This is a genomic window from Pseudomonas silensiensis (assembly GCF_050434865.1).
Taxonomy (GTDB): Bacteria; Pseudomonadota; Gammaproteobacteria; order Pseudomonadales; family Pseudomonadaceae; genus Aquipseudomonas; species Aquipseudomonas fluorescens_W.
This window is the reverse complement of sequence record NZ_JBNDJH010000025.1, coordinates 44,008-70,149: the sequence shown is the minus strand read 5'-3', so window position 1 is coordinate 70,149 and position 26,142 is coordinate 44,008. Positions and strand designations below refer to the sequence as shown.

The 26,142-nt window shown below is 58.0% G+C and carries 23 protein-coding genes, 4 tRNA genes and 1 pseudogene; 7 read left to right on the top strand and 21 right to left on the bottom strand.

The features are described 5' to 3' along the window. Positions 1 to 21 precede the first annotated feature (21 nt). Positions 22 to 2,061: an oxidoreductase gene (locus QF010_RS27630; protein WP_429534316.1), complete on the bottom strand. Its 2,040-nt coding sequence runs from the start codon at positions 2,059 to 2,061 to the stop codon at positions 22 to 24. Between the two features lie 209 nt (positions 2,062 to 2,270). On the opposite strand from QF010_RS27630, the gene QF010_RS27625 reads away from it, so the two are divergent. Then, positions 2,271 to 3,401 (top strand): carbon-nitrogen hydrolase family protein, encoded by a 1,131-nt coding sequence (locus QF010_RS27625; RefSeq protein ID WP_429534315.1) that lies wholly within the window; start codon positions 2,271 to 2,273, stop codon positions 3,399 to 3,401. 3 nt (positions 3,402 to 3,404) lie between these two features. Then, positions 3,405 to 4,445 carry an AraC family transcriptional regulator gene (locus tag QF010_RS27620; protein ID WP_429510624.1) on the top strand — a complete coding sequence of 347 codons (1,041 nt, stop codon included), beginning with the start codon at positions 3,405 to 3,407 and terminating at the stop codon, positions 4,443 to 4,445. 3 nt (positions 4,446 to 4,448) lie between these two features. On the opposite strand, the gene QF010_RS27615 is transcribed toward QF010_RS27620, so the two are convergent. The 12 genes from QF010_RS27615 to QF010_RS27560 form a co-directional block, all read right to left on the bottom strand. Next, positions 4,449 to 4,631 carry a hypothetical protein gene (locus QF010_RS27615; RefSeq protein ID WP_080932598.1) on the bottom strand — a complete coding sequence of 61 codons (183 nt, stop codon included), beginning with the start codon at positions 4,629 to 4,631 and terminating at the stop codon, positions 4,449 to 4,451. A 163-nt stretch (positions 4,632 to 4,794) separates the two neighbouring features. Continuing rightward, positions 4,795 to 5,613, bottom strand: coding sequence for a DUF2242 domain-containing protein (locus tag QF010_RS27610; protein WP_429510625.1), 819 nt, complete (start codon positions 5,611 to 5,613; stop codon positions 4,795 to 4,797). A gap of 227 nt (positions 5,614 to 5,840) precedes the next feature. Further along, entirely contained in the window at positions 5,841 to 7,712 is a 1,872-nt protein-coding gene (locus QF010_RS27605; protein ID WP_429534314.1) for a SurA N-terminal domain-containing protein, read from the bottom strand. 233 nt (positions 7,713 to 7,945) lie between these two features. Then, positions 7,946 to 8,218 (bottom strand): HU family DNA-binding protein, encoded by a 273-nt coding sequence (locus QF010_RS27600; RefSeq protein WP_002552737.1) that lies wholly within the window; start codon positions 8,216 to 8,218, stop codon positions 7,946 to 7,948. 147 nt (positions 8,219 to 8,365) lie between these two features. Further along, the gene (gene lon / locus QF010_RS27595; RefSeq protein ID WP_027926069.1) at positions 8,366 to 10,762 is read right to left on the bottom strand and encodes an endopeptidase La; all 2,397 of its coding nucleotides are present in this window, start codon (positions 10,760 to 10,762) and stop codon (positions 8,366 to 8,368) included. A gap of 161 nt (positions 10,763 to 10,923) precedes the next feature. After that, complete coding sequence (clpX, locus tag QF010_RS27590) at positions 10,924 to 12,207, bottom strand: ATP-dependent Clp protease ATP-binding subunit ClpX (protein WP_007946893.1); 1,284 nt, start codon at positions 12,205 to 12,207, stop codon at positions 10,924 to 10,926. A gap of 112 nt (positions 12,208 to 12,319) precedes the next feature. Beyond that, positions 12,320 to 12,955: an ATP-dependent Clp endopeptidase proteolytic subunit ClpP gene (gene clpP, locus QF010_RS27585; RefSeq protein ID WP_033057292.1), complete on the bottom strand. Its 636-nt coding sequence runs from the start codon at positions 12,953 to 12,955 to the stop codon at positions 12,320 to 12,322. Positions 12,956 to 13,048: 93 nt separating this feature from the next. Then, the gene (gene tig / locus QF010_RS27580) at positions 13,049 to 14,359 is read right to left on the bottom strand and encodes a trigger factor (RefSeq protein WP_429534313.1); all 1,311 of its coding nucleotides are present in this window, start codon (positions 14,357 to 14,359) and stop codon (positions 13,049 to 13,051) included. Between the two features lie 403 nt (positions 14,360 to 14,762). Further along, positions 14,763 to 14,838 (bottom strand) — tRNA-His (locus QF010_RS27575). 77 nt (positions 14,839 to 14,915) lie between these two features. Further along, positions 14,916 to 15,000, bottom strand: a tRNA-Leu gene (locus tag QF010_RS27570). Between the two features lie 57 nt (positions 15,001 to 15,057). After that, a tRNA-His gene (locus QF010_RS27565) sits at positions 15,058 to 15,133 on the bottom strand. Between the two features lie 32 nt (positions 15,134 to 15,165). Next, positions 15,166 to 15,242, bottom strand: a tRNA-Arg gene (locus tag QF010_RS27560). 275 nt (positions 15,243 to 15,517) lie between these two features. Between QF010_RS27560 and folD the strand changes: the two genes are divergently transcribed. Further along, positions 15,518 to 16,372 (top strand): bifunctional methylenetetrahydrofolate dehydrogenase/methenyltetrahydrofolate cyclohydrolase FolD, encoded by an 855-nt coding sequence (folD, locus tag QF010_RS27555; protein WP_429510627.1) that lies wholly within the window; start codon positions 15,518 to 15,520, stop codon positions 16,370 to 16,372. A gap of 238 nt (positions 16,373 to 16,610) precedes the next feature. After that, entirely contained in the window at positions 16,611 to 17,549 is a 939-nt protein-coding gene (pbpG, locus tag QF010_RS27550) for a D-alanyl-D-alanine endopeptidase (RefSeq protein ID WP_033057298.1), read from the top strand. Between the two features lie 55 nt (positions 17,550 to 17,604). On the opposite strand, the gene QF010_RS27545 is transcribed toward pbpG, so the two are convergent. The 3 genes and pseudogenes from QF010_RS27545 to QF010_RS27535 all read right to left on the bottom strand — a co-directional run bounded on the left by QF010_RS27545 (position 17,605) and on the right by QF010_RS27535 (position 18,865). After that, on the bottom strand, positions 17,605 to 17,820 hold the full coding sequence (locus QF010_RS27545) for a hypothetical protein (protein ID WP_082459106.1): 216 nt from the start codon (positions 17,818 to 17,820) through the stop codon (positions 17,605 to 17,607). A 17-nt stretch (positions 17,821 to 17,837) separates the two neighbouring features. Next, the gene (locus QF010_RS27540; protein WP_033057300.1) at positions 17,838 to 18,044 is read right to left on the bottom strand and encodes a DUF6021 family protein; all 207 of its coding nucleotides are present in this window, start codon (positions 18,042 to 18,044) and stop codon (positions 17,838 to 17,840) included. 94 nt (positions 18,045 to 18,138) lie between these two features. Further along, a pseudogene (locus QF010_RS27535) lies at positions 18,139 to 18,865 on the bottom strand (peptidase C39 family protein). Positions 18,866 to 19,032: 167 nt separating this feature from the next. On the opposite strand from QF010_RS27535, the gene QF010_RS27530 reads away from it, so the two are divergent. After that, a complete protein-coding gene (locus QF010_RS27530) occupies positions 19,033 to 19,200 on the top strand; it encodes a hypothetical protein (protein WP_197281739.1) in 168 nt (55 codons plus the stop codon). Positions 19,201 to 19,277: 77 nt separating this feature from the next. Here QF010_RS27530 and QF010_RS27525 read toward each other — a convergent pair whose 3' ends face one another. Next, entirely contained in the window at positions 19,278 to 20,027 is a 750-nt protein-coding gene (locus QF010_RS27525) for a TerC family protein (RefSeq protein WP_429510631.1), read from the bottom strand. A 28-nt stretch (positions 20,028 to 20,055) separates the two neighbouring features. Further along, a complete protein-coding gene (locus tag QF010_RS27520; protein ID WP_033057308.1) occupies positions 20,056 to 20,298 on the bottom strand; it encodes a hypothetical protein in 243 nt (80 codons plus the stop codon). A 135-nt stretch (positions 20,299 to 20,433) separates the two neighbouring features. Between QF010_RS27520 and nhaR the strand changes: the two genes are divergently transcribed. Continuing rightward, positions 20,434 to 21,333, top strand: coding sequence for a transcriptional activator NhaR (gene nhaR / locus QF010_RS27515; RefSeq protein WP_033057311.1), 900 nt, complete (start codon positions 20,434 to 20,436; stop codon positions 21,331 to 21,333). Between the two features lie 4 nt (positions 21,334 to 21,337). Here nhaR and QF010_RS27510 read toward each other — a convergent pair whose 3' ends face one another. Continuing rightward, on the bottom strand, positions 21,338 to 22,492 hold the full coding sequence (locus QF010_RS27510) for an MFS transporter (RefSeq protein WP_429534312.1): 1,155 nt from the start codon (positions 22,490 to 22,492) through the stop codon (positions 21,338 to 21,340). A 282-nt stretch (positions 22,493 to 22,774) separates the two neighbouring features. Between QF010_RS27510 and sstT the strand changes: the two genes are divergently transcribed. Further along, the gene (gene sstT, locus QF010_RS27505) at positions 22,775 to 24,007 is read left to right on the top strand and encodes a serine/threonine transporter SstT (protein ID WP_429534311.1); all 1,233 of its coding nucleotides are present in this window, start codon (positions 22,775 to 22,777) and stop codon (positions 24,005 to 24,007) included. 63 nt (positions 24,008 to 24,070) lie between these two features. Here the strand turns inward: sstT and QF010_RS27500 are convergent, their stop codons facing one another. Next, on the bottom strand, positions 24,071 to 24,580 hold the full coding sequence (locus QF010_RS27500) for a DUF1993 domain-containing protein (RefSeq protein WP_033057319.1): 510 nt from the start codon (positions 24,578 to 24,580) through the stop codon (positions 24,071 to 24,073). A gap of 40 nt (positions 24,581 to 24,620) precedes the next feature. Further along, positions 24,621 to 26,141, bottom strand: coding sequence for an ArnT family glycosyltransferase (locus QF010_RS27495; RefSeq protein WP_429510634.1), 1,521 nt, complete (start codon positions 26,139 to 26,141; stop codon positions 24,621 to 24,623). Between the last annotated feature and the right edge of the window lies 1 nt (position 26,142).

The following is a 26,142-nucleotide window of genomic DNA, read 5'->3' as shown; positions in this document are numbered from 1 at the left end:
CTGCTACAGGACGTGTGAGTTTTAGAGTTCAGCCGCCAGACGCGAACCCTGGTTGATCGCGCGTTTGGCATCCAGCTCTGCCGCCACATCCGCGCCGCCAATCAAATGCACGTTCTGCCCGGCTGCCACCAGCCCCTCGTGCAATTCACGCAGCGGATCCTGACCGGCGCAGATCACGATGTTGTCCACTGGCAACACTTGCGGCTCGCCGGTTTCGCCGATGCGGATGTGCAAGCCTTCGTCGTCGATCTTCAGGTACTCGACGCTGTTGAGCATCTGCACCTGTTTGTTCTTCAGACCGGTGCGGTGAATCCAGCCGGTGGTTTTACCCAGGCCGTCGCCGACCTTGGATTTCTTGCGCTGCAGCAGGAACACTTCACGCGCCGGTGCATGGGGTTCAGCCTTGATGCCGGCGACACCGCCGCGCGCTTGCAGATGCGTATCGATGCCCCATTCCTTCCAGAACGCTTCGCGATTCTGGCTGGTGGCCACGCCCTGGTGAACCAGGAACTCCGAGACATCGAATCCGATACCACCGGCGCCGATCACCGCGACGCGCTTGCCCACCGGTTTGCGCTCAAGGATCACGTCCAGGTAGCTCAGCACCTTGGCGTTTTCGACACCCGGAATCGCTGGCGTTCTTGGCGCGATGCCGGTGGCGAGAATGATCTCGTCGTAACCGCCCTCAACCAGTTTCGCCACGTCGACGCGGGTGTTCAGGCACACCTCAACGTGGGTGGTCTGCAGTTTGCGGTTGAAGTAGCGCAGGGTTTCGAAGAACTCTTCCTTGCCCGGCACACGCTTGGCGATGTTGAACTGGCCGCCAATCTCGCTGGCCGAATCAAACAGCGTCACCTGATGACCACGCTCAGCCGCAACAGTCGCCGCAGACAGACCCGCAGGGCCGGCACCGACCACCGCGATTTTCTTGATCTGCTGCACCGGCAGGTAATTGAGTTCGGTTTCGTGACAGGCGCGTGGGTTCACCAGGCAACTGGTCAACTTGCCGCCGAAGGTGTGGTCCAGGCAGGCCTGGTTGCAACCGATGCAGGTGTTGATTTCATCGCCGCGACCTTCGGCGGCCTTGTTGACGAAGTCCGGGTCGGCGAGGAACGGCCGCGCCATGGAGACCATGTCGGCATCGCCTTCGGCCAGAATCTGCTCAGCGACTTCCGGGGTATTGATACGGTTGGTGGTGATCAGCGGAATGCTCACCGAGCCACGCAGCTTGGCCGTGACCTTGCTGAACGCGCCGCGTGGCACTTTGGTGGCGATGGTCGGGATCCGCGCTTCGTGCCAGCCGATGCCGGTGTTGATGATGGTCGCACCAGCCTGCTCGATGGCCTTGGCCAACTGGACGATTTCTTCCCAGCTGCTGCCACCTTCCACCAGATCAAGCATCGACAGGCGGAAGATAATAATGAAATTCGGGCCTACCGCTTCGCGCACCCGGCGGACAATTTCCACCGGCAGGCGCATGCGGTTTTCGTAGCTGCCGCCCCAGCGGTCAGTACGGTGGTTGGTATGGGCGGCGAGGAACTGGTTAATGAAATAACCTTCGGAGCCCATGATCTCGACGCCGTCGTACTCGGCCTGTTGCGCCAGGGTCGAACAGGTGACGAAATCGCTGATCTGCTTCTCGATGCCTTCCTCGTCCAGCTCTTTAGGCTTGAACGGGTTGATCGGCGCCTGAATGGCGCTCGGTGCAACCTGTTTCGGGCTGTAGGCATAACGACCGGCGTGAAGGATCTGCATGCAAATCTTGCCGCCCGCCTCGTGCACCGCGCGGGTGACGATGCGGTGCTTGAGCGCTTCTTCCTCGGTGGTCAGCTTGGCTGCGCCGGAGTACACCCCGCCCTCGTCGTTGGGGCCAATACCGCCGGTGACCATCAGGCCAACGCCGCCACGGGCACGTTCGGCGAAGTACGCCGCCATGCGCTCGAAACCGCCGGGTTTTTCCTCAAGACCGGTGTGCATCGAACCCATCAGGGTACGATTGCGCAGCGTGGTAAAACCCAGGTCCAGCGGGGCTAACAGGTGCGGGTAATGAGCGGCGGCCATCGGTAACTCCACATCGAGCGATCACGGAAAAAGTGCAGGAGCTCTTCGGCCCCTGTCAGTCATATTGAACAGACTAAGAGTCGCGCCGCTGTCACTCAATGACCGAAACTGACAACTTATTGATCCAAATGCACAGCGCCCCTTGGCAAGCGCCGGCATGCGCCCTACCCTAGTCGCGAACCCTGCACACGGCTGTTGACTGTTTCCCCATGCGCAAACTTCTGTACCTGACCTTTTCCATGGCATTGATTGCCGCACTCACGACCTACGCCATGTGGGCCGCGGACCGTCCGGTGGGTCATTACCTGTCGGACCTGCGCATCAACCTTGCGGTTGACCAAGGCATACCCGCTGATCGCGGCAATTTGCTGGGCATCCAGCCCGAACTGTTTCCCACCGACTATCAAAGCTCCGAGCGCTTGCACCGCAAGTTGGCGGCCTATTTGCAGAAGGCCCAGGACCAGGGCCTGCTGAATGAAAAAACCATCGTCGTCCTGCCCGAACATGTCGGCACCTGGTTGATGGTCAGTGGCGAGAAAGATGAGCTGTACCAGGCGACCACGCTCAAGGAGGCCATGAACTGGCTGGCGGTCAGTAACCCGTTGAAGTTCGTCCGCGCACTGATCAGCGCCGAGGGCGAAAAACGTCTGGACGACGCGCACCTGCGCATGAAGGCCAAAGGCATGGCCAAGGACTATCAGACACTGTTTGGTGGTCTGGCAAAAGAATTCCACGTGACGTTGGTAGCGGGCTCCATCGTGCTGCCCGAACCCAGCGTCATCGACGGCACCCTGAAAATCGGCCACGGCGCGCTGTACAACAGCAGCGTGGTGTTCGGCCGCGATGGTCTACCCATCGGCCAGCCCCAGCGCCAGATGCACCCGATTTTCGATGAACATGACGTCATCGCCGCCAATGGCGAGCACACGCTCAACGTCGTCGACACCCCGGCCGGACGCCTGGGTGTGCTGATCGGCAGCGACAGCTGGTACCCGGACAATTACCGCAAGCTCGACGATCAGGGGGCGCAGTTCGTCGCGGTCCCGGCGTTTGTGATCGGGCGCGGCACCTGGGACAAGCCGTGGCGCGGTTACAAGGGGCTGTCAACGCCTGGTTCCGTCAGCCTCAAGGCCGGGGAGCTCAGCGAAGGCCAGGCCTGGCATCGTTTGACACTCACCGCTCAACCGCCCAGCAGCCAGGCAATCGCCGGCATGAGCGTGTTTCTGCGCGGTCAGTTCTGGGATCAGGGCAGCGCGGGTCAAAGTTTTCTCAGCAGCAACGGGCAGCAATTCGCCGACGGCAATGCCCGTGGCGCGCGTTTGCTGAACCTCTGGTTGTAACCGATGAAACCGTTGCCGATGCGCCTCGGCGATCTGTCGGTCGGCTTTGTTCATAGCCTGGCCGACGCCGTGCGCAGCCACGGTGTAGACCCTCAGCCGTTGCTCGAACAATACGGTCTCGACGCGGCTCGCCTCAGTGAAGCGGGCGCCCGGCTCTCGATCCCGCGCTACATGCGCCTGGGCCACAGCGCCATTCAACTGACCGACAACCCGGCACTTGGCTTGCGCATGGGCCAGCTCAGTCGCCTGAGCCAGGTCGGCCTGGCCGGGGTCACAGCGGCTCAGGCGCCAACGGTGCGAGAGGCCGCGCGGTGCCTGATTCGCTTCGAAGCCTTGTATGGCTCCAACTATCGCGGTCAATCGAGCTTTCACGAAGACGCCCAAGGTGCCTGGCTGCGGTTCTATTCCATCAGTCCTTACAACGCCTACAACCGCTTCGTGGTGGATTCGATCATCGCGGGCTGGTTGCAGCAATTGTCCAGCATAAGCCCTGCCCCGTTACGGGCCGAACGTATCGAGATCGAGTTTGATGAGCCGGATTACCGAACGGCTTATGAAGTGCTGGGCGACTGCCCGATCCAGTTCGGCAGTGAACACAATCAACTGCGACTGAGCCTGGCCAGCCTCGCCCAGCGCAACCCGGAACACTGCCCGAGCACCTGGCGACACTTGCTGCAACTGTGTGAGCGGGAACTGGAGCAACTGACACGCACCCGCAGCCTGCGTGAACGCATCACTCAGCTACTGGGGCCATTGCTCAATGGTGGCCGGGAACCCGACCTGGAAGAAGTGGCGGCACGCCTGAAGCTGCCAACCTGGACCTTGCGTCGCAAACTCGCCGAGGAAGGCACGCAATTTCGCGCGATCCTCAATGATACGCGTCGCGACCTGGCCATGACCTACATCCGCGATACCGAACTGGCGTTCGGAGAAATCGCCTACCTGCTGGGTTTTGCCTCAGCCGAAGCCTTTCAGCGGGCCTTCAAACGCTGGAGCGGCCAGACGCCCGGCGAGTTTCGCCGCAGTCATCGCCAATCCGCCTGACGCTTACAGCTCGGTCGCGTCTTCGGCCGGTTCCAGCGGGTCCAGTTCAAACGCCTGATACTCGAGCAGCTCTTCTTGATAATCGTCCATTTTGAATCCCCCACAGCTCGTTGAAAAAAACGCCTGAATAAATGACCAGCGCCCCGAGCATAAAGTGCCCACGTGAAAGAAAAATGACGCAGGCACGACGCTCAGCGGCTACTTAATAAAACGTAGCAGGCCGTCAGGAATTTATCACAGGATTTTTTCGATACAGGCTGTAGGACAACGGCCTGGGTTGACGCGGATCAATTTAAAGACGCTGCGGGATCGGTGTCGTCTGACCCGATCCCGCAGCGTCAGAGCACGATTACTGGCCAGATACAGGAATGGCCGAAATAGGCTCGGTGGGTGGAGGCAGGCTTGATTGAGGCGGCGGAGTGACCGTTTCCGTGGTCGATGCCGGCTCGGAATTCCCGGCTGGGGCAATCGGAGCGGCTTCAGGCGGCGGAGCAACAGGCTCAGAGGCTGCTGGAGCAGCTTCGGCAGGTGCCGGCGCAGGTTCTGCCGCCGACGGCGCCAACGGAGCCGGTGCGACCTTGGCTTCAGGCACGCCGAGATCGGGTTTGGGCTTATCCTGGATGTGCGCGGCCTTTTTCGCTTCCGGCGGCAGGAACAACTCGACCAGGGTGAAGAACCGCTCGTAAAACTTGGGCGACGATACGGTTTCGCTGGCGACCTTGACCATCGAGTCGTCGGACGAGCCGATCGGCATCGACACAGAACCCAGCACGCCGACACCAACGCTGGCGGAGTTGTTGGTCTTCTTCAGCGCATAACGGTCCTGCAGGGCGTTGGCGAACATGGTCGCGTGGCGCCCCTCACTGCCGTCATCGGCACAGACCACACTGAAGCTGATCTCCATGTGGGTTTCGCCGGTCTGCTGGAAGCTTTTGTGTCCGCTGACCAGTTTCGGGTCGGCGCTGGTGATGATGTAGCCCTGGCTGAGCAATGCCCGACGGGCGGCTTCGCACGTCTGCGCATCAGTCACCGGGTAGCTACGCGAAAACGTTCCGGAGTCATCGAAGTTCTCATGCTCGTAGATAGGGGCTTTCTTCGACGAGCAGCCGGCCGCGGCGGCCAGCAATAACGCCAGCCCTGCAACACGCATGGGAATTGATTTAAACATTGAACATCCTGAGGAAAACGGTCCGAGGCGTATTGTGCAACAGATCGATGCTTAGCGGAGTATCGATTAGTGTCTTAAAACAGTTACAAGTCTACTGACTGTCATTTACAGGAAAAAGTCGCACGGTAAACACTCAGGCGACGGGTAACCCGCGCCGCTTTTGTTTCGCCCATAAAAAACCCGGCCTTTCGGCCGGGTCTTTGTGTTGCGCAAAACTCAGTCAGGCATCAGAAACGTTTGATCTCAGCCTGGCTTTCCAGCATTTTGCGGTAGGCCGCAAAGTCTTGCTGGCCAATGCGCGAAGCAAGGAAGCGACGGTATTGAGCCTTCTCTTCTTCGGTCGGCGCAGCCGCTTCGTTCACGCCGTTCAGACGCACAATCACCAGGCTACCATCGGCCAGGGTCACGTTGCTGAAGGTCGGCTTGTCCTTGGCAGCAGGCTTGGGCATGCGGAACAGCGCCTGCAGCACGGTTGGGTCAACCCCTTCCTGGCCACGAGTGGCTGCCTGGGTCACTTTCCAGCTCTGACCGTCGATCGCCTTGTCCAACGCAGTCTTGCCATCGCGCAGGCTGACAATCAGCTCTTCAGCCTTGGTCTTGGCGGCAGAACTGGCGTGCTCCTTGGACAATTGCACGCGAATACTGGCAGCTACGCTTTCCAGCGGCAGTTGCGCAGGCTTCAGGTGCTCCTTGGCGCGCAGCACGATCACGGTTTCCGGATCGAGCTCGATGGCGGTGCTGTTGGCACCCTCATCCAGCACTTCAGGGCTGAACGCTGCAGTGACCACGGCGCGGTTGGCCGCAACACCTTCGCCACCTTCACGGCCGAACGGCTTGGACGTATGAACAGTGAGCTTCAGGTCCTGCGCCGGCTGAGCCAGATCGGAGGATTCGAACGACGAATCTTCCAGTTGCTTGGTCGCCTCGACGAAACGCTGCTCGACCTGCTGGGTTTTCAGCTCACGGGTCAGCTTGTCTTTCAGGCTGGCGAGCGTCGGCACTTCAGGCGCTTCAACGCCCAACAGCTTGATCAGGTGGAAACCGAAGTCGGTGCGAACCGGCGCCGAGACCTGATCCTTGGCCAGCGCATACAGCGCTGTTTCGAAGGCTGGGTCGTAGACGCCAGGACCGGCATAGCCGAGGTCACCGCCGTTGTTCGCCGAACCAGGATCCTGGGAGAACTCCTTGGCCAGGGCCTCGAACTTCTCGCCTTTAGCCAGACGTGCCTGGATCTCTTCGATCTTGGCCTTGGCTTGCGCTTCGGTCACCTTGTCGTTCACTTCGATCAGAATGTGCGCGGCCCGGCGTTGTTCCGACAGGTTCGCGATTTCTTTCTGATACGCCGCTTGCAGGTCTTCGTCCTTGACGCTGACCTGATCAAAGAAGGAAGCCTTCTTCAACTCCAGGTAATCAATGACCACCTGATCCGGCGTCATGAATTCCTTGGCGTGTTCGTCATAGTAGGCTTTGACTTCATCGTCGGTCAGCTTCACAGCCGCCGGGTCAGCCTTGACGTTCAGGGAAGCGAAATCGCGGGTCTGTTTTTCCAGACGGGCGAATGCCAGAACCTGTGCGTCGGTGACGAAACCGCTACCTGCCAGACCAGCGCGCAGCTGACCGATCAGCATTTCCTGAGCCAGCATCTGGCGGAATTGCATGCGGCTGTAGCCGAGTTGACGAATAACCTGGTCAAAACGCTCTGGGCTGAACTTGCCATCAACCTGGAATTCAGGCGTTTGCAGGATCACCTGGTCCAGAGCAGCTTCGGAAAAAGCGAACTTCGAGTTTTCTGCGCCTTGCAGCAGCAGCTTGCGATCGATCAGGCCTTTGAGGGCCGATTCGCGCAGCATTTTTTCGTCGAGCAAGGAAGCATCGAAATCCTTGCCCAGCTGTTGCATGAGCTGACGGCGTTGCATATCGACCGCCTGGCTCAGCTCGTTCTGGCTGATTTCTTCGCCATTGACCTTGGCCGCATCATTGCGGTGCGTCGTGGCCTTGAAGATGGCGTCGAAACCGGTCAAAGCCATCAGTGCAACGATGACCCCGATGATAGTCTTGGCAATCCAGCCTTGTGAATTGTCCCTGATATTCTGCAGCATGCGTCCCCCAGAAACGGTTGAACTTCAAAATTAGGCAACCGTGGAGCGTGGGTAGAATCCGGATAGAAGAAAGGCGCATCCGAGGATGCGCCTTCTCGTAACTGGCGGAGCGGACCGATGACTCGAACTTGCGAGCCTCGGGGTCTCGGATCGGCGACTCGCCGACTGGACTACCGCTCCGCTGCCAGGTCAGGCATGACCCCGACCCGGATAGGCAAAAACCTGAATCGAACTTAGTTGACAGCTTCTTTCAGTGCTTTACCGGCTTTGAAACCTGGTTTTTTAGCGGCTGCGATTTCCAGCGTCTTACCGGTCTGTGGGTTACGACCAATGCGAGCTGGACGATCAGTGACGGAGAAAGTACCGAAACCAACCAGAACAACAGAGTCGCCAGCCTTGAGAGCGCCAGTGACGGATTCGATTACAGCGTCCAGCGCACGGCCAGCAGCAGCTTTCGGGATATCAGCGGATGCAGCGATAGCATCAATCAGTTCCGACTTGTTCACTCTAAGTCCCCTTATATCTATTTGAGTATGATTCTAAGTTTTTTGGTGAAAGCAAAAACGAGTGCTGAATGGCCTACAGACACTTAAGAGCCGCTTTATAACAAGGGCTCTAAAAAGCTGTCAACAAGCCACCCAGGCAAATGCGTACTAATGCGTGCTAATTCTTTCCTTAGAGTCAGACTCGCGTTTTTCATCCTTTGCAACTATCTCCGGAGCTACATCTGGCAAGGGCTCCGGCGCGTATTGCAGCGCAATTTGCAGGACCTCGTCAATCCATTTAACCGGTTTAATCTGCAGATCTTGCTTGATATTGTCAGGAATTTCCTTCAGATCGCGTACGTTCTCTTCAGGAATGATCACCGTCTTGATTCCGCCACGGTGAGCAGCGAGCAGTTTTTCTTTCAAACCACCAATCGCCAGCACCTGACCACGCAGGGTAATTTCGCCAGTCATGGCGACGTCCGCGCGCACAGGGATCCCGGTCAATGCCGACACCAGAGCCGTGCACATGCCCACACCGGCGCTAGGGCCGTCCTTCGGGGTCGCCCCTTCCGGCATGTGGATGTGCGTGTCGCGCTTCTCGTGGAAGTCCAGGGGAATCCCCAGGCTCTTCGCGCGACTGCGAACAACGGTCAGGGCCGCAGTGATCGATTCGACCATGACGTCACCCAGGGAACCGGTCTTGATCAACTGGCCTTTACCCGGTACGACGGCGGCTTCGATGGTCAGCAATTCGCCACCCACCTGAGTCCACGCCAGCCCGGTGACCTGACCGATCTGATCCTGCGATTCGGCCAGACCGTAGCGGAATTTGCGCACGCCCAGGAAGTGTTCCAGCATCTCGGCAGTGACCTTCACCGAGAAGCGTTTTTCCATTGCATGCTCTTTGACCGCCTTGCGGCAAACCTTGGCAATCTGGCGCTCCAGCCCACGTACACCGGCTTCGCGGGTGTAGTAGCGGATGATGTCGCGGATCGCCTCGGCGTCGAATTCCAGCTCGCCTTTTTTCAAGCCGTTAGCCGTAATCTGCTTTGGCGAAAGGTATTTGACGGCGATGTTGATCTTTTCGTCTTCGGTGTAACCCGGCAGACGAATCACTTCCATCCGGTCCAGCAACGCTGGCGGAATGTTCATGGAGTTCGAGGTGCAAAGGAACATCACATCGGACAGGTCGTAGTCGACTTCCAGATAGTGATCGTTGAAGTTGTGGTTCTGCTCAGGGTCGAGCACTTCCAGCAACGCCGACGCCGGATCGCCACGCATGTCGCTGCCCATTTTGTCGATTTCATCGAGCAGGAACAGCGGGTTGCGGACACCCACCTTTGTCATCTTTTGAATCAATCTTCCTGGCATCGAACCGATATAAGTACGGCGATGACCACGAATTTCCGCTTCATCACGCACACCGCCGAGGGCCATGCGCACGAATTTGCGGTTGGTGGCGTGAGCAATCGACTCCGCCAGAGAGGTTTTACCCACCCCCGGAGGACCGACCAGGCACAACACCGGACCACGAATTTTCTTCACGCGTTTTTGCACGGCGAGGTATTCGAGGATCCGCTCTTTGACTTCTTCCAGACCATAGTGGTCGGCATCGAGAATGTCTTCAGCACGTGCCAGATCCAGGCGCACTTTGCTCTGCGCCTTCCACGGCACCTGAACCAGCCAGTCAATATACGAGCGCACCACGGTCGCTTCCGCAGACATTGGCGACATTTGTTTTAACTTGTTCAGCTCACCCTGGGCTTTGGCCAAGGCATCTTTCGGCAGACCGGCGGCATCAATGCGCTTTTTCAGCTCTTCGATTTCGTTGTGGCCTTCGTCGCTGTCGCCGAGCTCTTTCTGAATGGCCTTCATCTGCTCATTCAGGTAGTACTCGCGCTGGCTGCGCTCCATTTGTTTTTTGACGCGACCGCGAATGCGTTTTTCGACTTGCAGCAGGTCGATCTCGGCATCCAGCAACGCCAGAACGTGCTCGACCCGGGCCGACAAATCAATGATTTCGAGGATTTCCTGCTTCTGCTCGATCTTCAGGGCCATGTGGGCGGCCATGGTGTCGACCAGGCGACCTGGTTCGTCGATGCTGTTGAGCGACGACAGGACTTCAGCCGGGACTTTCTTGCCCAGCTGCACATATTGTTCGAACTGAGCCAGCAGGCTGCGTACGAAAACTTCCGACTCGCGCTCTGGTGCGTCGACTTCGTCGATCAATGAGACTTCGGCACGGCAGTGGCCGTCCACTTCGCTGAAACGCTCAACAGCGCCCCGCTGCTCACCTTCGACCAAAACCTTGACCGTGCCGTCAGGCAGCTTGAGCAGCTGTAGAACGGTAGCAATGGTACCTACGCGATAAAGTGCATCTTCACCGGGATCGTCGTCAGCAGGGTTTCTCTGAGCCAGCAGAAGGATCTGCTTGTCGCCCGTCATCGCTGCCTCGAGGGCTTCGATGGATTTCTCGCGCCCCACGAACAGCGGGATAACCATGTGCGGATAAACCACAACATCACGCAATGGCAGGAGAGGCAATTCGATGGTTGTCTTCATGATTTCGCCTCTACGGCGGCCATAAGGCCGTAAACAGATGGAAGTGAGCTTGAAACCAAGATGGGGGCTACCTTCAAAAAAAACAAGCTTAAAGAAGGTGTTAAAACGCGCAAAAAGCAAAGGGGCCCGAAGGCCCCTTCTTTATTCCAGCAGCGTGACGCTTAGGCGTCTGGCGCTGCCTTGGCAGCCGGCTCACTGTTTTCGTAGATATACAGTGGCTTGGACTTGCCTTCTATAACGCTTTCGTCGATCACTACTTTACTCACCTCGGACTGCGAGGGGATTTCATACATAGTGTCGAGCAACACACCTTCGAGAATCGAACGCAGTCCACGGGCACCGGTTTTGCGTTCCAGGGCACGTTTGGCGACCGATTTCAGTGCGTCAGCCCGGAATTCCAGGTCCACGCCTTCCATCTCGAACAGCTTGGCATACTGTTTGGTCAGAGCATTTTTCGGCTCGGTGAGAATCTGCATCAGCGCAGCCTCATCAAGCTCGTCCAGCGTGGCAAGTACCGGCAGACGACCGACGAACTCCGGGATCAGACCGAACTTGACCAGATCGTCAGGCTCGACTTCACGCAGGGACTCACCGACTTTCTTGCCTTCTTCCTTGCTGCGCACTTCCGCGTTGAAACCGATGCCGCCTTTGGTGGAACGGTTTTGAATAACCTTTTCCAGACCGGAGAACGCACCACCGCAGATGAACAGGATGTTACGGGTGTCGACCTGAAGGAATTCCTGCTGCGGATGCTTGCGACCACCTTGAGGCGGAACGGAAGCGACCGTGCCTTCGATCAACTTGAGCAGGGCCTGCTGCACGCCTTCACCGGAAACGTCCCGGGTGATCGACGGGTTGTCAGACTTGCGCGAGATCTTGTCGATCTCATCGATGTAGACAATACCCATTTGGGCCTTTTCTACGTCGTAATCGCACTTCTGCAGCAGCTTCTGAATGATGTTTTCGACATCTTCACCCACGTAACCTGCCTCGGTGAGGGTGGTTGCGTCGGCGATGGTGAACGGAACGTTCAGCAAGCGGGCCAGTGTTTCGGCAAGCAGGGTTTTACCCGAGCCTGTCGGGCCGATCAGCAAGATGTTGCTCTTGCCGAGTTCGACATCGTCATTCTTTTTGTCACGCTGGTTCAGGCGCTTGTAGTGGTTGTACACCGCTACGGCCAGAACCTTTTTCGCACGCTCCTGACCAATCACGTACTGATCAAGGATGCCGCTGATTTCTTTAGGCGAAGGCAATTTATGCGCGCTGCTTTCGGCCTGGGCTTCCTGCACCTCCTCACGGATGATGTCATTGCACAGGTCGACGCACTCGTCGCAGATAAAGACCGAGGGGCCGGCAATCAATTTGCGCACTTCATGCTGGCTTTTGCCACAGAAGGAGCAATAGAGCAGCTTGCCGTTGTCCTCGCCGTTGCGGGTGTCAGTCATTCGTTCGATCCAAATCCGATAGGCTTGCAACACAAGATGAAGGCTATTGCGGGCTTTTTCAAGCCCGCTAGTGATCGGACGCGCCGACCAGCCCTATTTTGAGCTGCTTAATTTAAGCGGGGCGCTGGCTGATCACTTCATCGATCAACCCGTATTCACGCGCTGCTTCTGCACTCATGAAATTGTCGCGGTTGGTATCGCGCTCGATTTCTTCAAGAGTGTGCCCGCTATGCTTGGCCATCAGCGTGTTGAGACGCTCACGAATGAAGAGGATTTCCTTGGCATGGATTTCGATATCCGAAGCCTGGCCCTGGAAACCGCCCAGTGGCTGGTGAATCATCACACGCGAGTTCGGCAGGCAGTAACGCTTGCCGGCTGCACCGGCCGTCAATAGAAACGCACCCATGCTGCACGCTTGACCGATACAGGTGGTCGACACGTTTGGCTTGATGAACTGCATGGTGTCATAGATCGACATGCCCGCCGTCACCGAACCACCCGGGGAGTTGATATAGAGATGGATGTCCTTGTCCGGGTTTTCCGCTTCAAGGAACAGCAGTTGCGCACAGATCAGGTTGGCCATGTAGTCCTCTACCGGACCAACCAGAAAGATCACTCGTTCCTTTAGAAGGCGCGAGTAGATGTCATAGGCGCGCTCGCCACGAGCAGATTGCTCGACAACCATCGGGACCAGGCCGCCTGCGGCCTGGATATCAGAGTTCTGCTGAATATACGAATTACGGAACATGCTCTGCAGTCACTCCCAAATAGTTATGTCTTGAATACGCATAAGCCAGCACGAAGGCTGGCTTATGGTGTGTGCTTCTTACCGCAAAAACGATCAGTCGGCTTGTGGAGCTTCTACCGGCTTGACTGCTTCTTCGTAAGAGACCGATTTGTCGGTCACGCTAGCTTTCTGCAGAACAGTATCCACAACTTGTTCTTCCAGCACAACCGAACGAACTTCGTTCAGTTGCTGGTCGTTCTTGTAGTACCAAGACACAACCTGCTCAGGCTCCTGGTAAGCCGAAGCCATTTCCTGAATCATTTCACGAACGCGGGCTTCGTCAGGCTTGAGGTCGAATTGCTTGACCACTTCAGCCACGATCAGACCCAGCACAACGCGACGCTTGGCTTGCTCTTCGAACAGCTCGGCCGGCAGTTGCTCAGGCTTGATGTTGCCACCGAACTGCTGAACAGCCTGCACGCGCAGACGGTCAACTTCGTTGGACAGCAGAGCCTTAGGCACTTCGATCGGGTTGGTGGCCAGCAGACCGTCCATTACCTGATTCTTGACCTTGGATTTGATCGCCTGACGCAGTTCACGCTCCATGTTCTTGCGAACTTCGGTGCGAAAGCCTTCCAGACCCGTTTCCTTGATGCCGAATTGAGCGAAGAATTCTTCGGTCAGTTCTGGCAGTTTTGGCTCGGAAACAGTGTTCACGGTCACGGTGAACTCAGCGGCTTTGCCTGCCAGGTCGAGGTTCTGATAGTCCTCTGGGAAGGTCAGGTTCAGAACGCGCTCTTCGCCGGCTTTAGCGCCAACCAGACCGTCTTCAAAACCAGGGATCATGCGGCCGGAACCCAGAACCAGCTGAGTACCTTTGGCGGAACCGCCAGCGAACACTTCACCGTCGACCTTGCCAACGAAATCGATGTTCAGCTGGTCTTCGTTTTGAGCAGCGCGATCGGCCACTTCGAAACGGGTGTTCTGCTTGCGCAGCACTTCCAGCATTTTGTCCAGATCGGCATCAGCCACGTCAGCGCTCAGGCGCTCAACCGCGATACCTTCGAAACCGGCAACGGTGAACTCAGGGAACACTTCGAAAACCGCGACGTATTCCAGGTCTTTGCCAGCTTCCAGCGATTTCGGCTCGATCGAAGGAGCGCCAGCCGGGTTCAGCTTTTGTTCAACAACAGCTTCGTAGAAAGAAGACTGGATCACGTCGCCAACCGCTTCCTGACGTGCATCAGCACCAAAACGGCGCTTGATTTCACTCATTGGCACTTTGCCTGGACGGAAGCCAGCAATCTTGGCCTTTTGGGCAGTCTGCTGCAGACGCTTGTTGACCTGAGTCTCGATGCGCTCAGCCGGCACGGTGATGCTCATGCGGCGCTCAAGAGCAGAAGTATTTTCAACAGAAACTTGCATGGATATTCCTCGTTGCACAGACGTTAGCCGGCCGTTTCCGACCCCAGAATCAAGGGCATGCATTCTAGTGGGTCAAACTCAAGAAGTCACCCTACTGAAAACGGGTAAAAAAGCAGCAGGCAATTTATAGGCGAGGGACAAACGGTTGTGCCTCGCCCTGTTAGCAAATACAGCCAGTCACGCCAGGGCTCTGCACCAATCCTTCTATATATAGAAGAAGTTGCCAATCATCTCCCTGACAGCCGGTCTTGCGAGCAAGGCCGGCGGGCGGCGCGGCATCATCGAGAAACATAAATACGACGAAACACCCCACCCCTGCGGCCCAGGACATGCAGCCGATTGATACTCGAACCGCTAAAACAAAAAAGGCGCCAGACTGTTAAATCTGGCGCCTCTCGAAATATGGGGTGGACGAAGGGGATCGAACCCTCGACAACGGGAGTCACAATCCCGTGCTCTACCAACTGAGCTACGCCCACCATATTGCCTGACAAAGAAGCCAAAAACTCCCTTGCTGCGCCCCAACCAAACCAACCGGCCTGGGTGAAGCTTTATTTGGTGCGGATGAAGAGACTCGAACTCTTACACCTTGCGGCGCTGGAACCTAAATCCAGTGTGTCTACCAATTCCACCACATCCGCGATTTGAAGCTGTTAAAGCAAAGGCGCCAGACTGTTAATCTGGCGCCTTTTGAAATATGGGGTGGACGAAGGGGATCGAACCCTCGACAACGGGAGTCACAATCCCGTGCTCTACCAACTGAGCTACGCCCACCATATTGCGCTACTTGTGCCAAAGCTGCCTAATGGCGCACCCGGCAGGACTCGAACCTGCGACCATCCGCTTAGAAGGCGGATGCTCTATCCAGCTGAGCTACGGGCGCCTTATTAATCTGTACTCTTGGAGGACTACAAACTAAGTGCTTTCCAGTCTCGCAGAATCGCAATTCCGCTCGACCTTCTCATCCAGTGCTAGGCTGTGCCCGACAAGTGCGACGAATAGTATAGAGCGCCCCGAAGGCCGTCAAATCCTTTTTATAAAAAATTCATTTAATTAAAGGGCTTAGAGGAATTTGCAGACCAAGCGCCTTTGCCCTCACCTCATGACATGCGAGAATGCGTTCTCTTTTTTTTCCCTCTCGATGGTTAATCACGCGCAATGACTGCACAACTAATCGACGGCAAATCGATCGCCGCCAGCCTGCGCCAGCAGATCGCCAAACGCGTCAACGAGCGTCGCCAGCAAGGTCTGCGCACGCCCGGCCTCGCGGTGATCCTGGTCGGCAGCGATCCTGCCTCTCAGGTTTATGTCTCGCACAAGCGTAAAGACTGTGAAGAGGTCGGCTTCATTTCCCAAGCCTACGACCTGCCTTCCGAAACCACTCAAGAAGCGCTGACCGATCTGATCGATCGCCTGAACGACGACCCGGCGATTGATGGTGTTCTGCTTCAGCTTCCTTTACCTGAACACCTGGACGCCTCCAAATTGCTGGAGCGCATTCGTCCAGACAAGGACGTCGACGGTTTCCACCCTTATAACGTCGGTCGCCTCGCCCAGCGTATTCCGCTGCTGCGTCCGTGCACGCCTAAAGGCATCATGACGTTGCTGGAAAGCACCGGCGTCGATCTCTACGGGATGGACGCAGTGGTTGTCGGGGCCTCCAACATTGTTGGCCGCCCGATGGCCATGGAATTGCTGCTGGCCGGCTGCACCGTGACCGTCACCCACCGCTTCACCAAGGATCTGGCAGGCCACGTCGGCCGTGCCGATCTGGTGGTGGTCGCCGCCGGCAAGCCGGGGCTGGTAAAGGGTGAGTGGATCAAGGAAGGCGCGATCGTGATCGACGTCGGCATCAACCGCCAGGAAGACGGCAAACTGGTCGGTGACGTGACCTACGACACCGCCCTGCCCCGCGCCGGCTGGATCACTCCAGTCCCGGGCGGCGTTGGCCCGATGACCCGCGCTTGCCTGCTGGAAAACACGCTGTACGCAGCCGAAACACTGCACGGCTGAGTTCGCATTTTCATGGCTGCGACGTTCAAAGGAACCCCGCCATTGGCGGGGTTCTTTTTGCCCGAGTCAAAAACGTTACCGCTCGCCGGAAACCTACTGTTTGTAGGGGTTTTCAAGGACTTTGACCTGTTCATTGATCAACCATCGACAGTTCTTCAGCCATACTCCTAAAATGCGTCGTTTTTTAAGAAACAACCCGTTACAGAACGGCTTATCCACACCTATCGAGTCTGCCAGCGTGAAAATCCGTCTTTCCATCCTGAGCCTATTTTTTGCATTTACAGGGACTTTCACCACGCCAATGGTCAACGCTGCCGACACCACTTCGGCGCCGCGAGATACGTCATCACTGAAGATCGCCTCCGGCAGCGCATTGCTGATGGATCTGCAGACCAACAAAGTCATCTATGCCAGCAATCCCGACGTGGTTGTGCCGATCGCTTCCGTCAGCAAACTGATGACCGGCCTGGTCGTGGTTGAAGCCAGGCAGAACATGGACGAATACATCAACATCAACATCAGCGACACCCCGGAAATGAAAGGCGTGTTTTCCCGGGTCAAACTCAACAGCGAAATGCCGCGCAAGGAAATGCTGCTGATTGCCCTGATGTCCTCGGAAAACCGCGCTGCCGCGAGCCTGGCCCATCATTATCCGGGTGGCTACGTCGCGTTCATTGCCGCAATGAATGCCAAAGCGAAAGCATTGGGCATGACCAACACGCACTTCGTCGAACCCACCGGCCTCTCCCCTCGCAACGTGTCCACGGCCCGCGACCTGAGCAAACTGCTGATCGCTGCGCACAAGTACCCGCTGCTGACTGAGCTGAGTACCACCAAGGAAAAAACCGTCTCGTTCCGTAAACCCAACTACAGCCTGGGTTTCCGTAATACCGACCATTTGGTCAACAAGCCGAACTGGGACATCAAGCTGACCAAAACCGGCTTCACCAACGAGGCTGGTCACTGCCTGGTGCTGGTCACCAGCATGGGCAATCGCCCGGTTGCGCTGGTCATCCTCGACGCCTTTGGCAAGTACACGCACTTTGCCGATGCCACTCGCATTCGCAGTTGGGTGGAAACCGGCAGGGGCACGAACGTGCCGACTGCAGCCTTGCAGTACAAATCCGACAAGAACCTCAAGCATCGTCAGAGCGGCGTGGTTGAAGCGTCGAAATAACTAAACGACAGGTAAAAGAAAGCCCCGACTATTCGGGGCTTTTTTTCGTCCGGCGTTAATCGTTGGGAAGCGGCATCTGGTCGTCATCCGGAATGCCGTCCCCGGCACTCGGGTCTCTCGTGCCGCGCGGATGTTCCGTTGGCACTACCATCGGGCGCGCCAAGGGATCCCTTAACGGATCGTTCGGATCCATCACGGGGTCAACACCCTCTTCCGGCGTGGTTGGAACGCTATCCGGACGTTTGTCGTCGAAACTCGAATCGGTAGACATATGTACCTCACTCAGGCTCAGGGCTTCAGATCGGCGAGTGGATCGTAAGGCTTCGCAGGCGCCTTGGGGTTGTCGCCCGGCTTCACATCCCTGGGCGCTTTGGCAGGTCCGATGGGGTCGACCTGAGGATCGGCGAGATCCGGCGAATCGGGATCGAAGCCCAACTCATTACCTGAAGAATGCTCAGATGAGTGCGGGCCGACAGGGGTAGTGGAAGTTGCCATGGGCGCCTCCTTGGAGTCTGACCCGGAGAAATCCGGGCCCTACTATTTTAGAGGTCGGCAACGTGCAGGGGTGCCCGACAGATGACGAACGGACTTATTGCGCGTTCAGCGCTTTCTTCGCCCTGGCGGCCGCCTGCTCCTGACCTGCCTGGGCAAGGTCGCTCGCTGCCTTGAGCCAACGCTGTTGATCGACATTGGCTGGCAGTTGATTCGGCTTCTGGATCAGCACGGCCCAGCCACCGGCATCCTTGAGCGCCGATTCAAACGAACCGAAGCCCATCAACTCCCGACGATTCATGCCCGAGCGCAGCAGCACTGTCTGCTTCTGACGGTTGTACCCGGCAAGAATGGCGTAACGCGGTTCAGCCCAGAACGCCGCCCCTTCCGTGAAACGCACCATGACCGGATAACCGGCCGCCACCTGGGTCAACAGTGCAGGAAGATTGCTGTCGAGGGGATAGACGACCATGCCGTACTCGCGAGCGAGGTTCTGCATGTTCTGCTGCAACTGGGCTTCGGCACCCGGCAAATGCAACGGTTTTTCGAGCAAACCTGGCGTAATCACAATGCCTTGCTGGGACAACATGCTGGCCAGCACTTGCGGCCCACTCTGATTCGCCACGCCACGGTAGAACGTGCCACTGAGCTCGACACGCTCCGGCAGGCGCTTGATTTCAGGCGCCACACCCGCGCAGCCAGCCAGTCCTGCAACGCAGCCAACGACCAGCACTAAAGATCGAATTCGAGAAAATACCCGCACCATCATCACTCTCTTGATTTAGACGCCAGGCATTCGCGCTCCCGGCTTGGCCGTCGATCATAGGACGCCGCGCGGCAGCGGTATAGCCTTAACCGGCAGATGATGGCATTCGATAGAGCGAACTGATTGGTCACCGCCGACCTTTGGTCAATAGCCTGAAACACAGCAGCGACTAGACTGTCATGTGCAAAGAGTGTGCGCCCGCAGCAGGGCGAAGAGGAGGCACTGATGAGCCTGACAATGACCATTGTGATGTTGATTTCTGGCTGGCTGGCCGTTGCCACCGCCATGTTATGGGGAGTCCTGCGCATTACCCGCCGGCACCATCATCCAGCTCAATCGACACCGGTGGCGAAACCCGATAAACCCGCTGAACAGCACGCTACCGCGCACTGATCGACACACTTGTGTATCCAGACAAAAACGGCCGCCCGGCTCTTTCGAGCACAGGCGGCCGTTTCGTTTAACGCAGGTTATGCTTCAGCGGCGATACGCTTCTGCTTTGCCCGTCGCGACATCATGTTCAAACCCTCGATCGTCGCCGAGAACGCCATGGCCGCATACACGTAACCTTTCGGTACATGGGCGCCAAAGCCTTCGGCGATCAGTGTCATGCCGATCATGATCAGGAAGCCCAGCGCCAGCATCACCACCGTCGGGTTGTCGTTGATGAACTTGGCCAGAGGATCAGCCGCCAGCAACATCACCAGCACCGACACCACCACCGCGATGATCATGATCGGCAAATGCTCGGTCATGCCGACAGCGGTAATGATGCTGTCGATGGAGAACACCATGTCCAGCAGCAGGATCTGACCGATCGCGGCGGCAAAGCCCAAGGTCACGGTCGAGGTGGCCGACGTCGGATCATCCGGCGCAGGGTCCATGCTGTGATGGATCTCGGTGGTCGCCTTCCACAACAGGAACAGGCCGCCGGCGATCAAAATCATGTCCTTCCAGGAGAACGTCTGGCCGAAGATATCGATCACAGGCTCAGTCAACTGGACGATGAACGCGATGGTGCTCAACAGCGCCAGTCGCAGGATCAGCGCCATGCCGATACCAATGCGCCGCGCCTTCTGCCGGTGCTGCGCGGGCAGTTTGTTGGTCAGGATCGAAATGAAGATCAGGTTATCGATGCCGAGCACGATTTCCATGACGATCAACGTAGCCAGGGCGACCCAGGCGGTGGGGCTTGCAGCAAGTTCTAAAAGGTATTCCATGGGTCAGTCCTGACTCTTTTAAGACGGTTTAGATTTCCTGGGACGACGATTCGGTTTTAGCTTTCTCTTCGCCCGAATGTTCTTTCTTGCTGATCAGCCCGCCAGTGGCTTCACTGATCGCCTGCTCTGCGGCTTTGTGGGTGTCGTCGATCGCTTGTTTGGCGGTTTCGGCAGCCTTGCCCATCAGTTGCTGAGCGCTTTTTTCGGCCTGTTCACAACCGGCCAGGACCAGTAAAGACGTGATCAGCAGTGCCGTGGTTTTAAGCTTCATGATGCTTTCCTCGATAGAACAGACAGGGCCGAAAAGGCCACCCGTCGATAGCGGAGCATTCTAAGGAGGCAAACACTTCAGGAAAATTCGTATTTTTAGCGGCTATACTTCGGTTTTAACGAACTGTAGGTCGTCATGCTCAACTATCGGCAATTGCATTATTTCTGGGTGGTGGCCAAGACCGGCAGCATCGTGCGCGCCTGCGAGCAGCTGAATCTGACGCCGCAGACCATCAGCGGGCAGATTTCCCTGCTCGAACAAACCTATGGCATCGAGCTGTTTCGCCGGGTCGGCCGGCAGCTTGAGCTTACGGAGGCCGGCCGTCAGACCCTGCCCTACGCCGAGCAAATGTTTCAGCTGGGCGGCGAACTGGAGCTGATGCTGCGAGCGCAGCCCAACGAACAGCAGATTCTGTTTCGGGTTGGCGTGGCCGATGTGGTGCCCAAATCCATCGTCTATCGACTGATCGCGCCGACCATGGAATTGAGCGAGCCGCTGCGCATCACCTGTCGCGAAGACAAACTGGAACGCCTGCTTGCCGACCTGGCGATCCAGCGTCTCGACCTGGTGATTTCCGACAGCCCGATGCCCTCGCACCTGGACATCAAGGGCTACAGCCAGAAACTCGGGGAATGCGGGATCAGCTTCTTCGCCACCGCTGAACTGGCGGCGCAATACGGTCAGGATTTCCCCCGCAGCCTGCACGGCGCACCGTTGCTGATCCCAGGACCGGAGACCGTGGTGCGCAGTCGCTTGCAGCGATGGTTTGCCGAGCAGCAGATTCAGCCGCGCATCGTCGGCGAGTTCGACGACAGCGCCTTGATGCAGGCTTTCGGCCAATCCGGCAGCGGGATCTTCATCGGCCCGAGCGTGATTGCCGATGAAGTGAAACGCCAATACGGCGTGGAGTTGATTGGCCAGACCGACGCGGTGACCGAATCGTTCTACGCCATTTCGGTGGAACGCAAGGTCAAGCACCCCGGCATTGTCGCCATTACCGAAGGTGCCCGACGCGAGCTGTTCACCGAGATGTGAGGTGTCAGGCGCAGACTTCGCGGGGTTTGAAGGTCATCAGCGCGATGGCCAAGAGGATCGAGGCGAGGATAAAAGCGGCCGCCGCGAAACCAAGACCTTGCAGGCCGACACCGTCGATGACCCGACCGCCGATCATGGCGCCCAGGCCGATCCCGAGGTTAGCCCCGGCAATGTTCAGCGATGCCGCGAACGCCGGCGCTTCGGGTGCAGCCATCATCAATCGCACATGGCTGACCAGGAACAACGCCGCCTGAGTCACGCCCCAAATCCCCATCGCCGCCGCCAGACCCAGCGGCGAATGAATGTTCGGCACCAGCGCCACCAGGCCGGCGATCATGAACGCGCAGAACATCATCGAGGCGATCAGCGGATGACGATCCACCGCGCGACCGCCTAGTGAGTTGCCGATCAAGCCGACCGCGCCGAAGCCCATCAGGCACCAGCCGACCACCGTGCCGTTGAAACCGGCCAGGCGCTCAAGAATGTCCGCCAAGTAGGTATAAGCGGTGAACATGCCGCTGAACACCAGGATCGACAGCAGCACATGCCCCACCATCAGAGGGCTGCGCAGGATCCTGAATTGCGAGCGAAAGCTCACCTGATGCTGATGCAGATTGGTTTTCGGCAGGTAGATAAACAGCAGCAACGCCTTGGCAAACGCGATCACCGCCAGAATGCCGAAGGCACTGCGCCAGCCGAATGCATCGGAGATCAGTGTGCCCACCGGAATGCCGAACACCGTGGCGCAGACAATCCCGAAACCAATCTTGGCGATGGCGCGACCGGCGTAGTCCGGGCCGACAATGTCCACCGCGGTTTCACTGGCCAGCGCCCAGAACACTGGCAGCCCCAACGCGGGGATCAACCGAGCGGCGGCCATCACCCAGATATTCGGCGCAAACGCCGCGAGGGTGTTGGCCAGGCCGAACATGATCAGCACCGAGATGAACAATTTGCGGCGCTCGAACCTCGCGAAATAGGCCGTCAGGAACGGCCCGAATGCGGCGACCGTGAAGGCGAACAAGGTCACCAGCAAACCCGCCTGGGGGATGCTGACTTCAAGGTCTCGAGCGATCGCCGGCAACAGGCCGACGATGACGAATTCCGTGGTCAGCACCGTGAAACCGGCGGCAGACAACAGAAGGATGGGCAACAGCATGCAGAACTCCAGAAAACGACAACACCAGCGATAACCCGAAGGCCCACTGGCATGACTTGAAAATGAGGATGGCGAATCTTAACAGAGTGTTTCCGATCAGGGTTGCACGAACCTGCCGATCTCATTGGCCCCGCGGGCGGCAGATCGTCACAGGTCTGAAGGATGAAGACCACGCTGTGATAAAGTCCGCGCCCTGCGATACGTACACCTTGTTCATCGGCCATTGATTGGCATTGATGTCGCGATACCCCCGCACCTAAAAAAAATCAGAGATGCCGTTTTATGACCGCTCCAACCCCTTCGCTATGGTTACGCCTGCAACGCTTAAGCCTGGTCACACAAATCATCATCGGCCTGATCGCCGGGATTGCCCTGGCCCTGTTCGCGCCGGAGGTGGCGAAGTCCACCGCATTTATCGGCAAAGTCTTCGTATCGGCACTGAAAGCCGTCGCGCCGATTCTGGTGTTCGTGCTGGTCATGGCTTCGATTGCCAACCATAAGCACGGCCAGGAAACCCACATCCGACCGATTCTGTTCCTGTATCTGCTGGGAACGTTTGCGGCGGCGGTGGTGGCCGTTGTCGCCAGTACGTTGTTCCCTTCGAGCCTGGTACTGGCCACTCACGACGTTGCGGTGACCGCGCCGGGCGGAATCAGTGAAGTGCTGCAAAGTCTGCTGCTGAGCGTGGTCGACAACCCGGTCAGTGCGCTGATGAATGCCAACTTCATCGGCATTCTGGCGTGGGCGATTGGCATGGGCATTGCCATTCGCCATGCCGGTGACACCACTCGCGAAGTGCTCGGCGACTTGTCCAATGGCGTGACCCTGATCGTGCGTTTGGTGATTCGTTTTGCGCCGCTGGGCATTTTCGGCCTGGTGGCTTCGACCCTCGCCACCTCCGGTTTCGGAGCCTTGATCGGCTATGTGCATCTGTTGGCGGTGTTGCTGGGTTGCATGCTGTTTGTGGCGCTGGTGATGAACCCGGCCATCGTGTTCTGGAAGCTGCGTCGCAACCCGTATCCGCTGGTAATCACGTGCTTGCGTGAAAGCGGCATCACCGCATTTTTCACCCGCAGCTCGGCGGCGAACATTCCGGTCAATCTGGAATTGAGCAAGCGCCTGGGCCTGCACGAAGACACCTACTCGGTCTCTATTCCGCTCGGTGCGACCATCAACATGGCGGGTGCGGCGATCACCATTACCGTGCTGACCCTGGCCGCCGTGCATACGCTGGGCATCGCCGTGGACATTCCGACCGCCATCCTGCTGAGCATCGTCGCCGCGATCTGTGCCTGTGGCGCTTCGGGCGTGGCGGGCGGTTCGTTGCTGTTGATTCCACTGGCGTGCAGCCTGTTTGGCATCCCCAGTGAAATCGCCATGCAGGTGGTGGCCGTCGGGTTCATCATCGGTGTGCTGCAGGACTCGGCGGAAACCGCGCTGAACTCCTCCACCGACGTACTGTTCACCGCCGCGGCGTGCCTGGGTGAAGACGAGAAAGCACAACGCCTGGCTTAAATCCGGCGCATTAAAAAGCCCGCCAAGGTTCACACCTTGGCGGGCTTTTTTACGTCAGGAGGTTTAGAACGCGCCCATGTAATCGCGCTTGCCCACTTCCACACCGTTGTGACGCAGCAGTGCGTAGGTGGTGGTGACGTGGAAGAAGAATTGCGGCAGACCGTAGGTCAGCAGGTAAGCCTGGCCAGTGAAGCGCTTCTCTTTCGGCGTGCCCTGACGGGTGATGATTTCGATACCTTCCTTGCCATCGATCTGTTCCGGTTTGATCTCGCCGATGAAGGCCAGCACTTTGGCGATCAGCGCTTGCAGCTCGGCGAAGGTGGTTTCGGTGTCGTCGTATTTCGGCAGTTCAACTTCAGCCAGACGCGCGGAAACGCCCTTGGCGAAATCAACGGCGATCTGCACCTGACGGACCAGCGGGAACATGTCCGGGTACAGACGGGCTTGCAGGAAAGCATTTGGGTCGATGTTCTTGGCAGTGGCGTGGGCTTCGGCCTTGTTCAAAACATCGCTCAGGGCGTTGAGCATTTGTTTGAAAACCGGAACGGAAGCGGCGTACAGAGAAATAGTCATGGCAGTCTCGTGTTGTGACAGGAGGGAAACGTGGGAGCGATTATAGCCATGAGCGGTCCCAGGTGAAGCGATAGATATTGGCTGGCTGTCCGGGATGACAACGTCCGTTATCAGCATCGGCACCAACAATCGACCACTGCGCACGCGAAGTTTCGCCCAGTTCACGGGCGGCCTGAGGATTGAAACACTGGCTCAGCAGCTCATCCGGCACCAAGGCGTACGCCTGAGGGTGTTCGCGCAGCCATTGAGCGGCCTGCTCGACCGTGGAGCCGATCATCCCGAAATGCACGATCGGCTGTCGGGCGAACAACCAATGGCCTTCGCGCCAGTTGACCAGCACCAGATCTGCGCCTTGAGTCATTGTCGCTGCTTGCGCCATCAGCGCCTCGTGGGGATTGGGTCCGTCCTTGACCGGGTCGATGAAACCGCGAGCGAACCACAGCGTGAACCACGTGACGGCCAACACCTGGAATACCCGCCGACCGCGCGGGCGCGTGCCGAACCAGCGCTTGAGCAGCCACGGAATCAGCGGCGCGGCAACCAGCACCAGCCCTGGCAACGCCGGATAAATGTACAACTTGCGTTTGCCGCTGCTCAGGCAAAAGAACAGTACGACCAGTACAACCCAACCCAGCAGCACCAGCACTCGACCGTCGCGCTTGCGCAACTGCCTGCGCCAGGCGGGCACGAGCCACGGCAAGGCCAGTACCAACGGCAACCAGTATTGCGGGATGACATTGACGAAGAAGTACCAGAACGGTTCTCGGTGATCCCACGCGGCGGCATAGCGCCCCGCTGTCTGGCGCAGAAGAATTTCCCGTGCGTAGGCGATTTCGTCAGCGGCGCCATTGAATGCGATGGACACCGCCAAAGGCAGCAGCCAGATCGCGACGGCGCCAAGAACCACCAAAAGCCCCAGGCACCACTTGCGCGCCTCGCCCGGCATGGCCACCACCCCAGGCCAGCCTTTGCGCACCGCGTAGGCATACGGAATCAGCATCAACGCCGGGAGAAAGCCAACCCCTTTGGTGATCACGCCAATGCCCATGGCCGCGCAACCCGCGTAGAACCAACGCCAGGCGGGCCCGAGCAGCAGGTGACGGGCCAGGCCGTACATACCCAGAGAAGTGAACAGAATCAGAAAACTGTCGATCTGACCGGTCCGCAGAATGCTGTAGGTCTGATACGTGGCCAAGTACAACAGCGCGGCTGTTCGTCCGGCCTGCTGATTCCACAACCGGCGACCCAGGTCGTAAAGCATGGCCGTGACCGAAGTGGCAGACAAAAGCCCCGGAATATAAAGGGCAAGCGCGGGCATCCCGGTGATCCAGGTGAAAAACGCCACCGTCCACATGAAAATCGGTGGTTTATCGCCGTAGATCTCGGCGGCTCGGTGCGGAATCAGCCAAGAACCGTTGTGCAGCATCTCCAGCGCAACGCCGAGAAAACGCTCCTCGTCGACATTCTGCGGCTGACGCAGCCCGAATCCGGCGCCGACCAATAAAAGAGCAAGCAACATCAGCCCCAGGCATTCGACGCTGGGTGACAGGGTTCGGCGCACG